The following is a 14,041-nucleotide window of genomic DNA, read 5'->3' as shown; positions in this document are numbered from 1 at the left end:
CCGGCGTTTGAGGACGAGCTCCCCCAAGCTCTTCGAGCAGGGGGTACCCCCACAGGCGCGATAGGGGGTCTGGGGGCGGAGCCCCCAGTTTCGGGAAGGGGCGGGACAGGGGACAGACTCCCGACACGGCCTACCCCCGGGACAGTTCCACGAACGTGCGGTGCGACGCGTGCCACGCGCGCGTCACGCGCCACCCCGCGGCCGCCGCGTGGGCGGCGAGCGCGCGGCGGCCGACGCGGGCCCAGGGGAAGGGGGCGCCCTGCGGGCCGTGGCCGTCGTCGACGCGGACCTCCACGCGCTCGTCCACGTCGTGCGGGGCCGCCTCCACGATCAGCAGCCCGTCCGGCCGGGCCAGTTCCGCGGCGCGCCGCAGCAGGGCCACGGGGTCGCCGCCGATGCCGATGTTGCCGTCCATCAGGAGCACCGTGCCCCAGGCGCCCTCCCTCGGCAGCGGCTCGAACACCGACCGGCACAGCGCCGAACCCCCCGCGCGTATCGTCCGATCCACCGCCGCCTGGTTGACGTCCACGCCCAGCGCCGTGTGCCGCAGCGCCGCCAGCGCGGCGACCAGCCGGCCGGGCCCGCAGCCCACGTCGAGCACCGGGCCGCGGCACCGGTCGAGGGCCGTGGCGTCCGCCCGGTCCGGCGCCGCGCACCAGCGCTCCACGTCCAGCGGCAGCAGCCATCCGTCGCCGCGCCGCAGGAACAGCGGGCCCCGCCCGGACCGCAGCGCGTCCGCGTACGGGTCGGCACGCCACGCCCGTACGGTGGGCGGCACCACCGCCCCGACGGCGCTCACCGGCCGTCACCTCCTCCCGCCAGCTCGGCGTGCAGCGCCGCGAACCGGGTGTGCGGGGCCAGCGCCGCCACCTCCGCCGCGTCCGCCGCCGTGTCCACGTCCCGCAGCAGCGGCAGGTCACGGACCTTCAGGCCCGCGTCGGTCAGCCGCGCCCGCTGCACCCTCCCGGTGTCCGCCCGCGACATGGGCACGCCCCGCAGCAGCGCCGGGTCCGGCTCGGCCAGGCCCAGCGCCCAGAACCCGCCGTCCTCCGCCGGGCCGAACCAGGCGTCGGCCGCGCCGAAGTCCAGGCCCCGCGCCAGCAGCCCGGGCGTCACCTGCGGCGTGTCCATCCCGACCACGAGGGCCGGCCCCGGGCACCCGGCGAACGCCGCCGCGAGCCGCTCGTCCAGACCGCCCGCCGCCTGTGGCACGACCTCGAACCCCGGCGGCACCCAGTCACCCGCCTCACCGGCCAGGACCAGCACCCGCCGGTCCACGGGCGAGGCGGCCGCCGCGGCCAGCGTGTCGGCCAGCGCGGCCGCCGCGAGCCGCGCCGCGTCGACGGGCGAGAACGGCGGCGTCAACCGCGTCTTCACCCGTCCCGGCACCGGCTCCTTGGCGATCACCAGCAGCGACGAAACGCCGCTCACGGCCCCACCCGCAGCCCCGCCCACGGCCCCGTTCCCCGCCGCGCTCACCGCAGCACCCCCCGCGGTCCCCGCGGCCCCTCGCCGAGCACCCGGCTCATGTCCCGCACCGCCTGCCACGTGCCGCGCCACGTACCCGTCACCTTCGATCTGCCGGTGCGCGGCAGGTACGGCACGTCGCGTTCGGCGATGCGCCAACCCGCGTCCGACGCGCGGACGACCATCTGGAGCGGGTAGCCGCTGCGGCGGTCCGTCAGGTCCAGGGACAGCAGCGCCTCGCGGCGGGCCGCGCGCATGGGGCCCAGGTCGTGGAGGCGCAGGCCCGTGCGGCGGCGGAGCATCCGGGCGAGGGCCAGGTTCCCGGCGCGGGCGTGGGCGGGCCAGGCGCCACGGCCGCGCGGGCGCCGCCGGCCCAGCACCAGATCGGCGCGCCCGTCCGCGACCTCGGCCGCGAACGGGGCCAGCAGCCCCGGGTCCAGGGACGCGTCGCAGTCGCAGAAGCACACGATGTCGGCGTCCGACGCGACGAGCCCCGCGTGGCACGCGGCCCCGAAGCCGCGCCGCGGCTCGCTGACGACGGTGGCGCCCAGCGCGCGGGCGATGTCGGGCGAGCCGTCGCGGGACCCGTTGTCCACGACGAGCGCCCGCCAGCCGTCCGGGACGCGCTCCAGCACCCAGGGCAGGGCATCGGCCTCGTCGAGGCAGGGCAGTACGACGTCGACGGTGGGGGCGGGGGAGTGTCTGGTCACGCCCCTCACCGTACGAACCGAGCCCCCGTCAGAGGGGCGCACGCACCTTACGAAACGCGGACGTCGTCGCCCGCCCGCCGCAACTCGCTCACCGCGAACTCACCCATGCCCCCGGCGAATCCGATCACCGGTCTCCAGCCCAGCGCGGCCCGCAGCCGCTCCGAGTCCGCCGTGATGTGCCGGACGTCCCCCAGCCGGTACTCGCCCGTCACCACCGGCGCGGGACCGCCGTGCGCGGCGGCCAGCACCGCCGCCATCTCGCCCACGGTGTGCGGCTCCCCGCTGCCCGTGTTGTACGCCGTGAGCCCGCCGCCCGGCCACTCCGGCCGCCGCCGCCCGAGCGCCTCCAGCGCCACCACGTTGGCCGTGGCCACGTCCCGTACGTGGACGAAGTCGCGCCGCTGCCCGCCGTCCTCGAACACGCGCGGCGCCTCACCGCGCGCGAGCGCCGAACGGAACAGGGACGCCACCCCCGCGTACGGCGTGTCGCGCGGCATCCGCGGCCCGTACACGTTGTGGTAGCGCAGCGACACCGCCCGGCCCCCGGTGGCCCGCGCCCAGGACGCGGCCAGGTGCTCCTGGGCGAGCTTCGTCGCCGCGTACACGTTCCGCGGGTCGGCGGGCGCGTCCTCGGTGACGAGACGGGGCGTCAGCTCCGCCCCGCACCGCGGGCACGGCGGCTCGAACCGCCCGGCCAGCAGGTCCGCCTCCGCCCGCGGCCCCGGCCGTACGGGGCCGTGCGCCGGACAGTCGTAGCCGCCCTCGCCGTACACCACCATGGACCCGGCGAGTACCAGCCGCGTGACGCCCGCCTCCGCCATGGCGGCGAGCAGCACGGCCGTGCCGAGGTCGTTGCAGCCGACGTAGCCGGGCGCGTCCGCCAGGTCCTTGCCGAGGCCGACCATCGCGGCCTGGTGGCACACGGCGTCGACGCCGCGCAGCACGCCCCGCACCGCGTCCGGGTCCCGCACGTCCCCGCGCACGACGCCGGGCGGCGTACCGGCCCCGGCGCCGTGCGCGGCGGGCAGCAGCGCGTCCAGCGCGACGGGCTCGTGGCCCGCCGCCTCCAGCGCCTCGACGATGTGCGATCCGATGAACCCGGCCCCGCCGGTGACAAGTACGCGCATATCCCGACGCTAGGCGCACCCCGGCCCGCCTCCGCCCTCAACGCGCCCCATGTCACCGACCCGTAAGACACCGCCGCCCCGGCACCGCGCACCGCCGTGGTCGCTTGCCCGCGGCGCGGGCCGGGTATCACCGTGCCGGGGACCCGCGGCGGTCGTGGCGGTCGTGGCCGGTTCGGTTCCGCCCGTTCGCGACTAGTCTGTGCCGGTGCCGCCGTCGCCCCGATCCGAGAGCGAGTCAACCGTTGGCCTGTGACCTGTGGCTGGTCCCCCTTGTCGACGTGCTGTGCCACAGCCCCGACAACCCCTTCGCCGAGGAGATCGCCGCCTACGACCGGGCCCTCACCGAGTCCGGGCTGCCGACCGTGCCCGTGTTCGCGTACATGCCGGGCCTGTCGGGGGACGTCGCGCCGGTCGCCGGGTTCGACTACGACGCGCTGCACTTCCTGCGCCGGGCCTACCTGCTCCAGCTCTGCGGGCTCGCCGTGACGCCCGTCGACGAACTGGGCGGCGACTACGAGCAGTTGCTGGAGATGTTCGAGTCGACGGCCCAGCGGTCGCACCTGGTGTGGCACTACGACCACGCCGGTGCCTACGTCCCCGTGGACTTCCCCGCGCCACTGTCCACCGAGGAGCTGCTGGCCGGCGGCGGGCCGCTCGGTTCGGCGCAGGGGCTGCTGCGGGAGCTGGAGTTCGTGGGGCCCGCCATCGGCATCGACCCCGCCAACCCGCCCGCCCCGCCGGAGCCGCCCCGGCACCCCACGGCGCTGGAGGAGCCCGCCGCCCCCGTTCCGTACGACGACAGTCCCTTCGCGCGCGAGCGGCACGTCTGGCTCGGGCTGCACGCGGCGGCCACGCGGAGCCTCGGCCAAGGCTCCATGATCATCTTCAGTTGAGCGGGGCGGGCGTCAGCGCGGTTCCGGGGGCCGCTGCCTCGGCATGTTCGGGCGGGTCGCCGGGGGCAGCGGGAAGCGGCCGCCCGGCGCCTGCGCCCCCGGCGTGTCGTGCCGCGTGCCGTGCCCGTTCTGCGACTGCGTCACCAGCGGCGCCGGGCCGGAGCGGAACTCCACCATCCAGTCGGCCGTCTCGGCCCGCACCAGCTCCGTGACGTCCTCCGTGAACCGCCGCAGGATGGTCAGGCAGCGTTCCGCCGCCTCGCCCGCCGTGCCCTCCGTCGGGCCCAGCACCTCCCGTACGCACTCCGACGCCCAGTCGAACTGGAGCGACTGGAGGCGCCGCTGCACCGCCTGCGCCGTCGCCACGTCCCGCATCCAGCCGGACGTCAGCCCGAAGTACCGGTCGCAGGCCATGCACGCGGCGGCCAGCAGCAGCGACAGATACCCCCAGCCCGCCGCCCCGCGCAGGGCGCCCGTCAGGTCGAGCAGGGGCAGCGCGGCCCCCAGCACCGCGCCCAGCGCCGTACCGGTCCGCAGGGCGCGGGCGCCGCGGCGCTTCCAGACGCGGTCGGCGAGGTACCAGTCGGCGGTGCGCAGCGCACCGTCCTCGACCCACCGGTAGAGCTCGTGGAGCCGTTCCGCCGGCTCGCCCCAGTCGCCGAGCGGGAACGGCCGTCCGGTCAGATCCTCCCCCCGGGCGGGCCCCCCGGGCTGCATCTCCGGCTGGCTCACCGGGGCACTCCTCTGCGCTCTGCTGACAAGCTCTGCGTGATGCTCTCGTGATGCTCTGTGTGACTGTGCGTGACGTGCGGTGATGTACGGTGCGTGGCCGTGCGTGGCGGTGCGCGGTGCGTGGTGCGCAGCCCTTCCTACCGCCGAATGGTGGTCCCCGGGAGCGAAATCCCAGGATTTCCGCCCGCAAGTGGTGCTTGATCAGGTAGGGGGCACGCCTGCCGTTCACTCCAAAGAGTGCATCCGTGTGCGTGGGGCGAGCCGCCCGCGGAGCACGTAGGCTCGGCCGTAACCGAAAGATTCGTCGTCGACGTGCCAGGAGTGACCGTGATCCCCGGTGGTGGCCAGCCCAACATGCAGCAGCTTCTCCAGCAGGCCCAGAAGATGCAGCAGGAGCTCGCGCGGGCGCAGGAGGAGCTGGCCCGTACGGAGGTCGACGGACAGGCCGGCGGCGGCCTGGTGAAGGCCACGGTCACCGGCTCCGGAGAGCTGCGCGCCCTGGTCATCGACCCGAAGGCGGTCGACCCGGACGACACGGAGACGCTCGCCGACCTGGTCGTCGCGGCGGTGCAGGCCGCGAACGAGAACGCGGCGCAGCTCCAGCAGCAGAAGCTCGGCCCGCTCGCCCAGGGCATGGGCGGCATGCCGGGCCTGCCCTTCTGATCCGAAGGCTTCTGCGGCGCACCCCCAGCAACTACCGTAAGCACCAAGACTGCACTCCCGGAGAGGCGTTCCGTTGTACGAAGGCGTGGTCCAGGACCTCATCGACGAACTGGGCAGGCTGCCCGGCGTCGGTCCCAAGAGCGCGCAGCGGATCGCCTTCCACATCCTGCAGGCCGAGCCGACGGACGTCCGGAGGCTCGCGCACGCGCTGCTGGAGGTGAAGGAGAAGGTCCGGTTCTGCGCGGTGTGCGGCAACGTCGCGCAGGAGGAGCGGTGCGGCATCTGCCGTGACCCGCGCCGGGACGACGCGGTCATCTGTGTGGTCGAGGAGCCCAAGGACGTCGTCGCCATCGAGCGGACGCGCGAGTTCCGGGGGCGTTACCACGTGCTCGGCGGCGCGATCAGCCCGATCGAGGGCGTGGGCCCCGACGACCTGCGGATCCGTGAGCTGCTGGCCCGCCTCGCGGACGGCACGGTCACCGAGCTGATCCTGGCGACCGACCCGAACCTGGAAGGGGAGGCCACCGCGACGTATCTGGCGCGGATGGTCAAGCCCATGGGCCTGAAGGTCACGCGCCTCGCCAGCGGGCTGCCCGTCGGCGGGGACCTGGAATACGCCGACGAGGTCACGCTCGGACGTGCGTTCGAAGGGAGACGACTCCTCGATGTCTGACGCCACGCTCCACGCCCACACGCTCGACCCGGACAGCTTCGCGGTCCAGGTCGCCGACTCCATCGAGTCCTTCATCGTCGTCACCACGGAAGTGGCCAAGGGCGACGAGCCCGAGAGCGCCGTTCCCTTCCTGCTGCTGGAGATCTCGCAGCTCCTGCTGGCCGGCGGCCGGCTGGGGGCGCACGAGGACATCGTCCCCGAAGAGCGCTACGAGCCCGACACGGGGCCCGACCTGGACGTGGACGAGCTGAGGGAGCGGTTCGCCGCGCTCCTCGACCCCGTGGACGTCTTCTCGGAGGTCTTCGACCCGTACGAGCCGCGCAAGGCGCCGGTGCCCTTCCGCATCTCGGACAACCTGGCCGACATCATCATGGACCTCCGCCACGGCCTGGCCCACTACCGGGCGGGCCGCACGACCGAGGCGCTGTGGTGGTGGCAGTTCTCGTATTTCTCGAACTGGGGCCCCACCGCGTCCGCGACGCTGCGAGCCCTGCAGTCGCTCGTCTCGCACGTCCGCCTCGACCAGCCGCTCCAGGCCCTGGACGGCCTCGACACGGACGAGGACCTCGCGGACGACGACCTCGCCGAGGAGGCGGGCCGCGTCATGGCCGAGGAGATCGCCGCTCCGCTGGGCCTCCGCGCCCGGAAGTAGGGAGTGTCCGGAGCCGTCGTGTGACTCGGCACACGTTCCGCGTAGCGGGCGGGTTCCCGGGCAGGGGCGGGTGGAGCGACCGGGGCGGAAACCGCCGGTGATCACGGAATGAGCGGGACATCTCAGGATGTGACATCCCGGAGTCGATTCCCGGTCGCTCGTTAAACTGAGCCGACCGCAAGACGGACTGAGCGAGGAGCGCACGTGGGCCTTGTCGTGCAGAAGTACGGAGGCTCCTCCGTAGCCGATGCCGAGGGCATCAAGCGCGTCGCCAAGCGAATCGTGGAAGCGAAGAAGAACGGCCACCAGGTGGTCGTCGTCGTTTCCGCGATGGGCGACACGACGGACGAGCTGATCGATCTCGCCGAGCAGGTGTCACCGATGCCTGCGGGGCGCGAGTTCGACATGCTGCTGACCGCCGGAGAGCGGATCTCCATGGCCCTGCTGGCCATGGCGATCAAAAACCTGGGCCACGAGGCCCAGTCGTTCACCGGCAGCCAGGCAGGCGTCATCACCGACTCGGTCCACAACAAAGCGCGCATCATCGATGTCACGCCGGGCCGGATCCGTACGGCGCTGGACGAGGGCAACATCGCCATCGTCGCCGGGTTCCAGGGTGTGTCCCAGGACAAGAAGGACATCACCACCCTCGGGCGCGGTGGTTCCGACACCACGGCGGTGGCCCTCGCGGCCGCGCTGGACGCCGAGGTGTGCGAGATCTACACCGACGTCGACGGTGTCTTCACCGCCGACCCGCGGGTCGTGAAGAAGGCCCGGAAGATCGACTGGATCTCCTTCGAGGACATGCTGGAGCTCGCCAGCTCCGGCTCCAAGGTGCTGCTGCACCGCTGCGTCGAGTACGCACGCCGTTACAACATCCCGATCCACGTCCGCTCCTCCTTCTCGGGGCTCCAGGGCACGTGGGTCAGCAACGAACCAGGGGACCGCAAGGTGGAGCAGGCCATCATCTCCGGTGTCGCCCACGACACCTCCGAGGCGAAGATCACCGTCGTCGGCGTGCCGGACAAGCCGGGCGAGGCGGCCGCCATCTTCCGCACCATCGCGGACGCCGAGATCAACATCGACATGGTCGTGCAGAACGTGTCCGCGGCCTCCACCGGCCTGACGGACATCTCCTTCACGCTGCCCAAGACCGAGGGCCGCAAGGCCATCGACGCCCTGGAGAAGCAGAAGGGCGCCATCGGCTTCGACGGCCTGCGCTACGACGACCAGATCGGCAAGATCTCCCTGGTCGGCGCGGGCATGAAGACCAACCCGGGCGTCACCGCCTCGTTCTTCGAGGCGCTGTCCAACGCGGGCGTCAACATCGAGCTGATCTCCACGTCGGAGATCCGCATCTCGGTCGTCACGCGCGCCGACGACGTCAACGAGGCCGTCCGCGCCGTCCACACCGCCTTCGGTCTGGACAGCGACTCGGCCGAGGCCGTCGTCTACGGCGGCACCGGCCGGTAAGACGGTCACGCCATGAGCCGCAAGCCGGCGCTCGCGGTCGTCGGAGCGACCGGGGCCGCCGGCGCGGTCATGCTCCAGATCCTGTCGCAGCACGCCGACGTCTGGGGCGAGATACGGCTGCTCGCGTCGCCGCGCTCGGCCGGCTGCAAGCGCGTCGTGCGCGGGGTCGAGACCGAGGTCCTCGCGCTCGACGAGGACGCCCTGAGCGGTGTCGACGTCGCCGTCTTCCTCGTACCGGAGGAGATCGCCGCCCGCTGGGCGCCGGTCGCCGCTGCCAAGGGCACCGTCGTCGTGGACGCCTCGCCCGCGTTCCGTACGGACCCGGACGTGCCGCTGGTCGTCCCCGAGATCAACCCGCACGCGGTACGGGTCCGGCCGCGCGGCATCGTCGCCAGCCCCGGCTGCACCACGCTCGCGCTGATCGTCGCGGTCGGCGCCCTGCACGCCGAGTTCGGGCTCGGCGAGCTGGTCGTCTCCGCGTACCAGGCGGCCAGCGGAGCGGGCCAGGCCGGGGTCGCCGCGCTGCGCGCACAGCTCGCCGCGGTCGCCGGTACGGAGCTGGGCACCGCGCCCGGAGACGTACGGCGCGCCGTCGGGGACGAGCACGGGACCGGGCCGTTCGCCGGGCCGCTGGCGCTCAACGTCGTGCCGTGGTCCGGCAGCCTCCAGGAGGACGGCTGGTCGTCGGAGGAGCTGCGGATCCGGGCCGAGACCCGCAAGATCCTGGACCTGCCGGGGCTGCCCGTCGCGGCCACCTGCGTACGGGTCCCGGTCGTCACCACCCACTCCGTGTCCGTGCACGCCCGCTTCGAGCGGCCGGTGACGGTGGCGCGGGCGCACGAGATCCTCGCCACGTCGCCGGGCGTCGTCCTGTACGACGACCCCGCGGCCGGCGACTTCCCGACGCCGTCCGACGTCGTCGGCACCGACCCGACGTGGGTCGGCCGGGTGCGGCGGTCCCTGGACGACGAACGGGCGCTGGAGTTCTTCGTCTGCGGCGACAACCTCCGCAAGGGCGCGGCGCTCAACACCGCCCAGGTCGCGGAGGCCGTCGCGGCCGAGCTCCTGGCGGGCGGGCCGGCCACCGGATACCCGGTGGACTGATCGCCGGACCTTTGTAGGATCTGTGAACACCCTGTGGGAAAGTCTTTGGTCCGTACCGCTTGAACTGGGGTGATGGCATGTTCGACGATGCTTCTCCCCGCTGACCGCCATCCGTGGCCGGTGGCCGGTGGCCGGTGGGGGCGGAACGGGGCAAAGGGGAGAAGCGGATACGTATGGCGGCGAACGACGCACCGTCAAAAGCGGAGGCGTGCGCGTACAACCCTGACGGGGGGCAACGTGTCCAACAGGCGTGGCAGAGGTACTCGACATCAGAACAGCGGGCCCGTTCGGCGGCGGCGCGGTCGTACTCCCGCTCCTGCGGCCCCCGCGGAGCCGGCGCCCCGGCGGCGGCATGCCGGTGATCGCCCCCATGCCCGCCACCAGGCGCAGCCCTGTTCCCTCGCCGCGTGAAGGCGCCGACGACACGATGACGTCGGGCACCACCGTCGACCACCTCACCGAGACCTACCGCGCCCACTACCGGTCGCTGCTCGGTCTCGCCGCGCTGCTCCTGGACGACACGGCCTCCTGCGAGGACGTCGTCCAGGAGGCGTTCATCCGCGTCCACTCGGCCCGCAGGCGCGTCCGCGACCCCGAGAAGACGCTCGCCTACCTGCGGCAGACCGTCGTCAACCTGTCCCGCTCCACGCTGCGCCGCCGCATACTCGGGCTGAAGCTGCTCTCCAAGCCGATGCCCGACATGGCGAGCGCCGAGGAGGGGGCCTACGACCAGCTGGAGCGCGACGCGCTCATCAAGGCGATGAAGGGGCTGCAGCGGCGGCAGCGCGAGGTGCTGGTGCTGCGGTACTTCGCGGACATGACGGAGGCGCAGGTCGCCGAGACGCTGGGGATATCCCTCGGCTCGGTGAAGGCGTACGGCTCGCGCGGCATCGCGGCGCTGCGCGTCGCCATGGGGGCGACGGCATGAGCGGGCCTGCGGAAAGCTTTGGGCACCACGGGCCGGACGGGCCGTCGGACGACCGGACTGGGAACGGAATGGTGAACAACGGGAACGGCGCCGCGGGGCAACGCGACGCCGACCACGGCGAGCCGGTCGACGGCCGCGACGGCCGCGACGACCTGAGCGGCGGCCTGGGCGGCGGCCTGGGCGGGTTCGGCGGCGGTGCCGGCTTCGGCGGTCGTGGCGGCCCGGGTGGCTCCGGCGGCGCCGACGGCCCCGGCGGCGTCGACGGTCTGCGTGACGAGCCCGGCGGGGGCGCCGGGGATCTCGGGGGCGCCGGGGACCTCCCCGACGAGCTGGCGCTGCGGCGGATGCTGCAGGGCGCCGTGCGGGAGCTCAAGCCGTCCGACGGGGCGCTGGAGCATCTGCACAGGGCCGTGCCCGCGCGGCGCGCCCGGAAGCGGCAGGCGATCGTCGGCACGGCGGCCGCGGTGCTGCTGCTCGGCACGGGCGTCCCGGCGTTCGTGCACGTGGCGGGCTCCGGCGGGGCGTCGGACCCGAACCCGGTGAACGCGGGCCACGGCCAGCAGGTCCAGGGCGGCACCGGCGACGACAGCAGCGGCACGGCCGGCGAGCAGGTCGCGGGCAACCCGTCGGGCGAGCTGGGCAGCGGCGGCGGCACGGACGGCCGGAAGCCGACCGCACCGCCCCACGAGGCCACGGCCGGCGTCTCCGACGGCAGCACCGGCGCCGGTACCACCGATCCCGCCACGTCCGCCCCGGCGACGCTCCCGGTGTGCGAGGCGGCCCAGCTCGGCGTCGTCTCGGCGACGGCGGGCCGGCCGGACGCGGACGGCACGGTGTACGGCACGTTCCGGGTCGCCAACGTCTCCAGCGCCGACTGCGCCGTCGAGAGTCCGGGCGGCATCGGCTTCCAGGCGGAGGGCGCGGCGGACGCCGAGCGGATCAGCGTCGTGGCGCACACGTCGGACGACCCCGCGACCGGCCTGCCCGCCCCGTCCGCGAACGCCGCGAGCGTGGTGCTGAAGCCGTCGGCCGCGTACGAGGTGAAGTTCGCGTGGGTGCCGAAGGAGACGTGCCCGGCCAAGGGGGGCGGCACGCCCGCGCCCAGCCCGTCCCCGACCGGTGACGACGCGTCGGCGGGCGGCGCCACCGGCGGCACGGCCGAGAGCGGCGCCACGGACAGCACCACGGGCGCCGAGCCGCAGCTCGCCTCCGAGGACGACGGTGTCCAGGCGGAGGGCAGTGTCGTCGTCCGCCACACCCCGCAGGCCGGATCACCGGTCGCGGAGACGACCGTCCCCCGCGCCTGCGCCGGCACGATCTACCACACCGGCCTGCTCCCGGCCGAATAGCCGCCCCACCTGCGAGGAGCCCCGTGACACCCACCGGTGTCACGGGGCTCCTCGCGTGTCGTCGTGTGTCGCCCCAAGTAGCCCTACCGAGCAGTCATATAACGGGCGGTCAGAAAAGCGGGGGGTTACTCAGGGTTTCCCATGTGATCTCTCGGAGTGTTCGATGAGTGTCTGATAGCATCCCCCGAAAGAGTGAAGACCGGCCATCTCGGGGGAGTTAGTGGCTGTGGAAAACTCAACATTTTCCGTTCTTTCACTGGCGCGAGAATTATTCCTGTTCGAGGTTCTGCTGGCGTTGATCGCCGTGGTCGTTCTCGTCCGCGCGAAATCGAAGTGCCGGGCCCTCAGGGAATCCGCACGGAACGCCACGTTCCAGGAACGCCTGCGTATCGCGTCCGAACTGCACGACGGCGCGGGACACCGCATGCTGGCGATCGTGCTGCACGCCCGGCAGTTGCGCGCCCAGGACGGCGGCACCCACGCGCCCCGCACCGCGCACCTCATCGAGGAGCTGGCCGTCGAGGCCCAGCGCGAGGTGCGTGAGGCCCTCGGCTGCCTGCCCGTGCCCGGGAGTGCGCCCGCCGACCCGCCGCTGTCCGAGCGGGTCGTGGCCCTCGGCGAAGGGCTGCCGCCCGACGTGGACCTCACCGTGCGGTTCGGCAACGCGGAGGCCGAGAGCGGGCTCGGCGCGGCCGTCCGGCACGCCGCGTACCGCATCGTCCAGGAGGCCCTCAGCAACGCCGTCAAGCACGGATCCGGGCCCGTCGACGTCCGCGTGGACTTCGGTGAGCGGCTCCGCGTGACCGTCACCAACGCCGCGCGCCGCGAGGAGGGCGCGACGCCCGTGTTCCCCGGCTCCGGGCAGGGGCTCGCCCATATGCGGCGGCGGGCCGCGGAACTCGGCGGGCACGTCACGTACCGGCCGCTGCCGGACGGCGGGGTGCGCCTCACCGCCGTCCTGTGAGCCCGTTCCCGTATACGACCGGCGCCGCGCCCCCGCTGCGGCGCCGCCCCTGTCGCACGGCCTGATCCCCCCACCGCTGCCACGGCGGTCCGTGTCCGACTGCTGTCATCCGGACGACTGTTCCCAGGAGGGGCCCCTTGCGACCGAACCGACCGACAGGACCGATACCGATACGACCCGTGCGCCTGCTCATCGTGGACGACCAGCCGCTGGTGCGGCAGGGGCTGCGTGCCGTGTTCGCCGGGCTCGACGACATCATCGTGGCCGGCGAGGCCGCGCACGGCGCCGAGGCGCTCGAACTCGTGCGCCGCACCGCGCCGCACGTCGTCCTGATGGATGTGAACATGCCGGTGATGGGCGGCCTGGAGGCGACCCGGAGGATCTGCGCCGCCGGCCGCGCCGACCCGGACCGCACGCTGCCCAAGATCGTCATGCTGACGATGTACGACCAGGACGAGCACGTCTTCGAGGCGCTGCGGGCCGGCGCCAGCGGGTTCCTCATCAAGGACGCGTCGCCGCAGCAGCTCGCGGACGCCGTACGGGAGGTGGTCGACGACGGTGCCATGCTGTCGCCGTCGATCACGCGGCGCCTCATCAGGGAGTTCGTCCGCCGTCCCGCCCTGCCCGCCCCGGACGGCGAGCTGAGCGCGCTCACCGGCCGGGAACGCGATGTGTTCCGGCTGCTCGTCCAGGGCTACGGGAATGCGGGAATAGCGGAGAAACTCACCCTGGGCGAGAGCACGGTGAAGTCCCATGTGCAGAGCCTGTACCGGAAGCTCGGCGTTCAGGACCGTGTGCAGGTCGTTATTTACGCGTATGAAAACGGCCTGATATGAGACCGGTCTCCTCCGCTCGGGGGAGATCGCATTCCCTCCCGCCGGGGGAAGACGGGGCCGGTGGATCTCTTTAGGGTCGGCGGGGCCATTGTGCCGATGCCCGGAGGAGACCGTTCATGGCTGATCGCATTCTGATCGTCGCCCGTATGGACCCGGAGAACGCCCGGAAAGTGGCCGAGCTGTTCGCCGCGTCCGACGCCACCTCGCTGCCCGGCGACCTCGGCGTCACCCGCCGCGAGCTGTTCCACTACCACGACGATCTCTACCTCCACCTCGTGGAGTTCGCGGGCGACGCCGACCACGCCATGGCCGCCGCGCGGGTGCGCGACGACTTCCGGCGGCTGTGCGCCGACCTGGACCCGCTCGTCTCGCCGTACGACCCGGAGACCTGGCGCGGCCCGGCCGACGCGGCGGCCACCTCGTTCTACCGGTGGACGCCCGAGGGCGGGCCGCGCCTGCCCTGACGCGGC

At 73.5% G+C, this 14,041-nt stretch carries 16 protein-coding genes; 11 read left to right on the top strand and 5 right to left on the bottom strand.

Features of this window, described 5'->3' with window-relative positions:
* Positions 1–130: 130 nt before the first annotated feature.
* Genes HTZ82_RS12445 through HTZ82_RS12430 form a run of 4 tightly spaced genes read right to left on the bottom strand, consistent with a single transcriptional unit; the run spans position 131 to position 3,304 of the window.
* Positions 131–799 carry a methyltransferase domain-containing protein gene (locus tag HTZ82_RS12445; protein WP_175409408.1) on the bottom strand — a complete coding sequence of 223 codons (669 nt, stop codon included), beginning with the start codon at positions 797–799 and terminating at the stop codon, positions 131–133.
* Complete coding sequence (locus HTZ82_RS12440; protein WP_309235430.1) at positions 796–1,431, bottom strand: DUF2064 domain-containing protein; 636 nt, start codon at positions 1,429–1,431, stop codon at positions 796–798. Before HTZ82_RS12440 ends, HTZ82_RS12445 begins: the two co-directional genes overlap by 4 nt.
* A 44-nt stretch (positions 1,432–1,475) precedes the next feature.
* Positions 1,476–2,177 (bottom strand): glycosyltransferase family 2 protein, encoded by a 702-nt coding sequence (locus HTZ82_RS12435; RefSeq protein WP_375540810.1) that lies wholly within the window; start codon positions 2,175–2,177, stop codon positions 1,476–1,478.
* Between the two features lie 47 nt (positions 2,178–2,224).
* Complete coding sequence (locus HTZ82_RS12430) at positions 2,225–3,304, bottom strand: NAD(P)-dependent oxidoreductase (RefSeq protein WP_175409405.1); 1,080 nt, start codon at positions 3,302–3,304, stop codon at positions 2,225–2,227.
* A gap of 242 nt (positions 3,305–3,546) precedes the next feature.
* Here HTZ82_RS12430 and HTZ82_RS12425 point away from each other — a divergent pair, with 242 nt between their 5' ends.
* Positions 3,547–4,197 carry a hypothetical protein gene (locus HTZ82_RS12425; RefSeq protein WP_175409404.1) on the top strand — a complete coding sequence of 217 codons (651 nt, stop codon included), beginning with the start codon at positions 3,547–3,549 and terminating at the stop codon, positions 4,195–4,197.
* Between the two features lie 12 nt (positions 4,198–4,209).
* On the opposite strand, the gene HTZ82_RS12420 is transcribed toward HTZ82_RS12425, so the two are convergent.
* Positions 4,210–4,929 carry an SLATT domain-containing protein gene (locus HTZ82_RS12420; RefSeq protein ID WP_375540809.1) on the bottom strand — a complete coding sequence of 240 codons (720 nt, stop codon included), beginning with the start codon at positions 4,927–4,929 and terminating at the stop codon, positions 4,210–4,212.
* A 327-nt stretch (positions 4,930–5,256) separates the two neighbouring features.
* Here HTZ82_RS12420 and HTZ82_RS12415 point away from each other — a divergent pair, with 327 nt between their 5' ends.
* From HTZ82_RS12415 to HTZ82_RS12365, 10 genes are all read left to right on the top strand, one after another.
* On the top strand, positions 5,257–5,592 hold the full coding sequence (locus HTZ82_RS12415; RefSeq protein WP_175409403.1) for a YbaB/EbfC family nucleoid-associated protein: 336 nt from the start codon (positions 5,257–5,259) through the stop codon (positions 5,590–5,592).
* Positions 5,593–5,665: 73 nt separating this feature from the next.
* Positions 5,666–6,265: a recombination mediator RecR gene (gene recR / locus HTZ82_RS12410; protein ID WP_023587387.1), complete on the top strand. Its 600-nt coding sequence runs from the start codon at positions 5,666–5,668 to the stop codon at positions 6,263–6,265.
* The gene (locus HTZ82_RS12405; protein WP_175409402.1) at positions 6,258–6,917 is read left to right on the top strand and encodes a DUF5063 domain-containing protein; all 660 of its coding nucleotides are present in this window, start codon (positions 6,258–6,260) and stop codon (positions 6,915–6,917) included. Before recR ends, HTZ82_RS12405 begins: the two co-directional genes overlap by 8 nt.
* Before the next feature lie 204 nt (positions 6,918–7,121).
* Entirely contained in the window at positions 7,122–8,390 is a 1,269-nt protein-coding gene (locus HTZ82_RS12400) for an aspartate kinase (protein ID WP_175409401.1), read from the top strand.
* Between the two features lie 12 nt (positions 8,391–8,402).
* Positions 8,403–9,494, top strand: a complete 1,092-nt coding sequence (locus HTZ82_RS12395) for an aspartate-semialdehyde dehydrogenase (RefSeq protein ID WP_175409400.1) — start codon at positions 8,403–8,405, stop codon at positions 9,492–9,494.
* A 250-nt stretch (positions 9,495–9,744) separates the two neighbouring features.
* Positions 9,745–10,422, top strand: coding sequence for a SigE family RNA polymerase sigma factor (locus HTZ82_RS12390; protein WP_375540808.1), 678 nt, complete (start codon positions 9,745–9,747; stop codon positions 10,420–10,422).
* A gap of 68 nt (positions 10,423–10,490) precedes the next feature.
* Positions 10,491–11,771, top strand: coding sequence for a hypothetical protein (locus HTZ82_RS12380; protein ID WP_254711805.1), 1,281 nt, complete (start codon positions 10,491–10,493; stop codon positions 11,769–11,771).
* Positions 11,772–12,075: 304 nt separating this feature from the next.
* Positions 12,076–12,735, top strand: coding sequence for a histidine kinase (locus tag HTZ82_RS12375; protein ID WP_175409410.1), 660 nt, complete (start codon positions 12,076–12,078; stop codon positions 12,733–12,735).
* Between the two features lie 179 nt (positions 12,736–12,914).
* On the top strand, positions 12,915–13,571 hold the full coding sequence (locus HTZ82_RS12370) for a response regulator (protein WP_375540807.1): 657 nt from the start codon (positions 12,915–12,917) through the stop codon (positions 13,569–13,571).
* Positions 13,572–13,687: 116 nt separating this feature from the next.
* On the top strand, positions 13,688–14,035 hold the full coding sequence (locus tag HTZ82_RS12365; protein WP_175409399.1) for a TcmI family type II polyketide cyclase: 348 nt from the start codon (positions 13,688–13,690) through the stop codon (positions 14,033–14,035).
* The last annotated feature ends 6 nt before the right edge of the window (positions 14,036–14,041 follow it).

The organism is Streptomyces sp. TRM64462 (assembly GCF_013362995.1).
GTDB lineage: Bacteria > Actinomycetota > Actinomycetes > Streptomycetales > Streptomycetaceae > Streptomyces.
This window is presented reverse-complemented; position numbering and strand designations above follow the sequence as displayed.

What these genes read in the sequence shown, in the direction of transcription:
- HTZ82_RS12430 (WP_175409405.1), bottom strand. Translation starts at nt 3,304, where the DNA reads ATGCGCGTACTTGTCACCGGCGGGGCCGGGTTCATCGGATCGCACATC.
- HTZ82_RS12405 (WP_175409402.1), top strand. Translation starts at nt 6,258, where the DNA reads ATGTCTGACGCCACGCTCCACGCCCACACGCTCGACCCGGACAGCTTC.
- HTZ82_RS12395 (WP_175409400.1), top strand. Translation starts at nt 8,403, where the DNA reads ATGAGCCGCAAGCCGGCGCTCGCGGTCGTCGGAGCGACCGGGGCCGCC.
- HTZ82_RS12380 (WP_254711805.1), top strand. Translation starts at nt 10,491, where the DNA reads ATGGTGAACAACGGGAACGGCGCCGCGGGGCAACGCGACGCCGACCAC.
- HTZ82_RS12365 (WP_175409399.1), top strand. Translation starts at nt 13,688, where the DNA reads ATGGCTGATCGCATTCTGATCGTCGCCCGTATGGACCCGGAGAACGCC.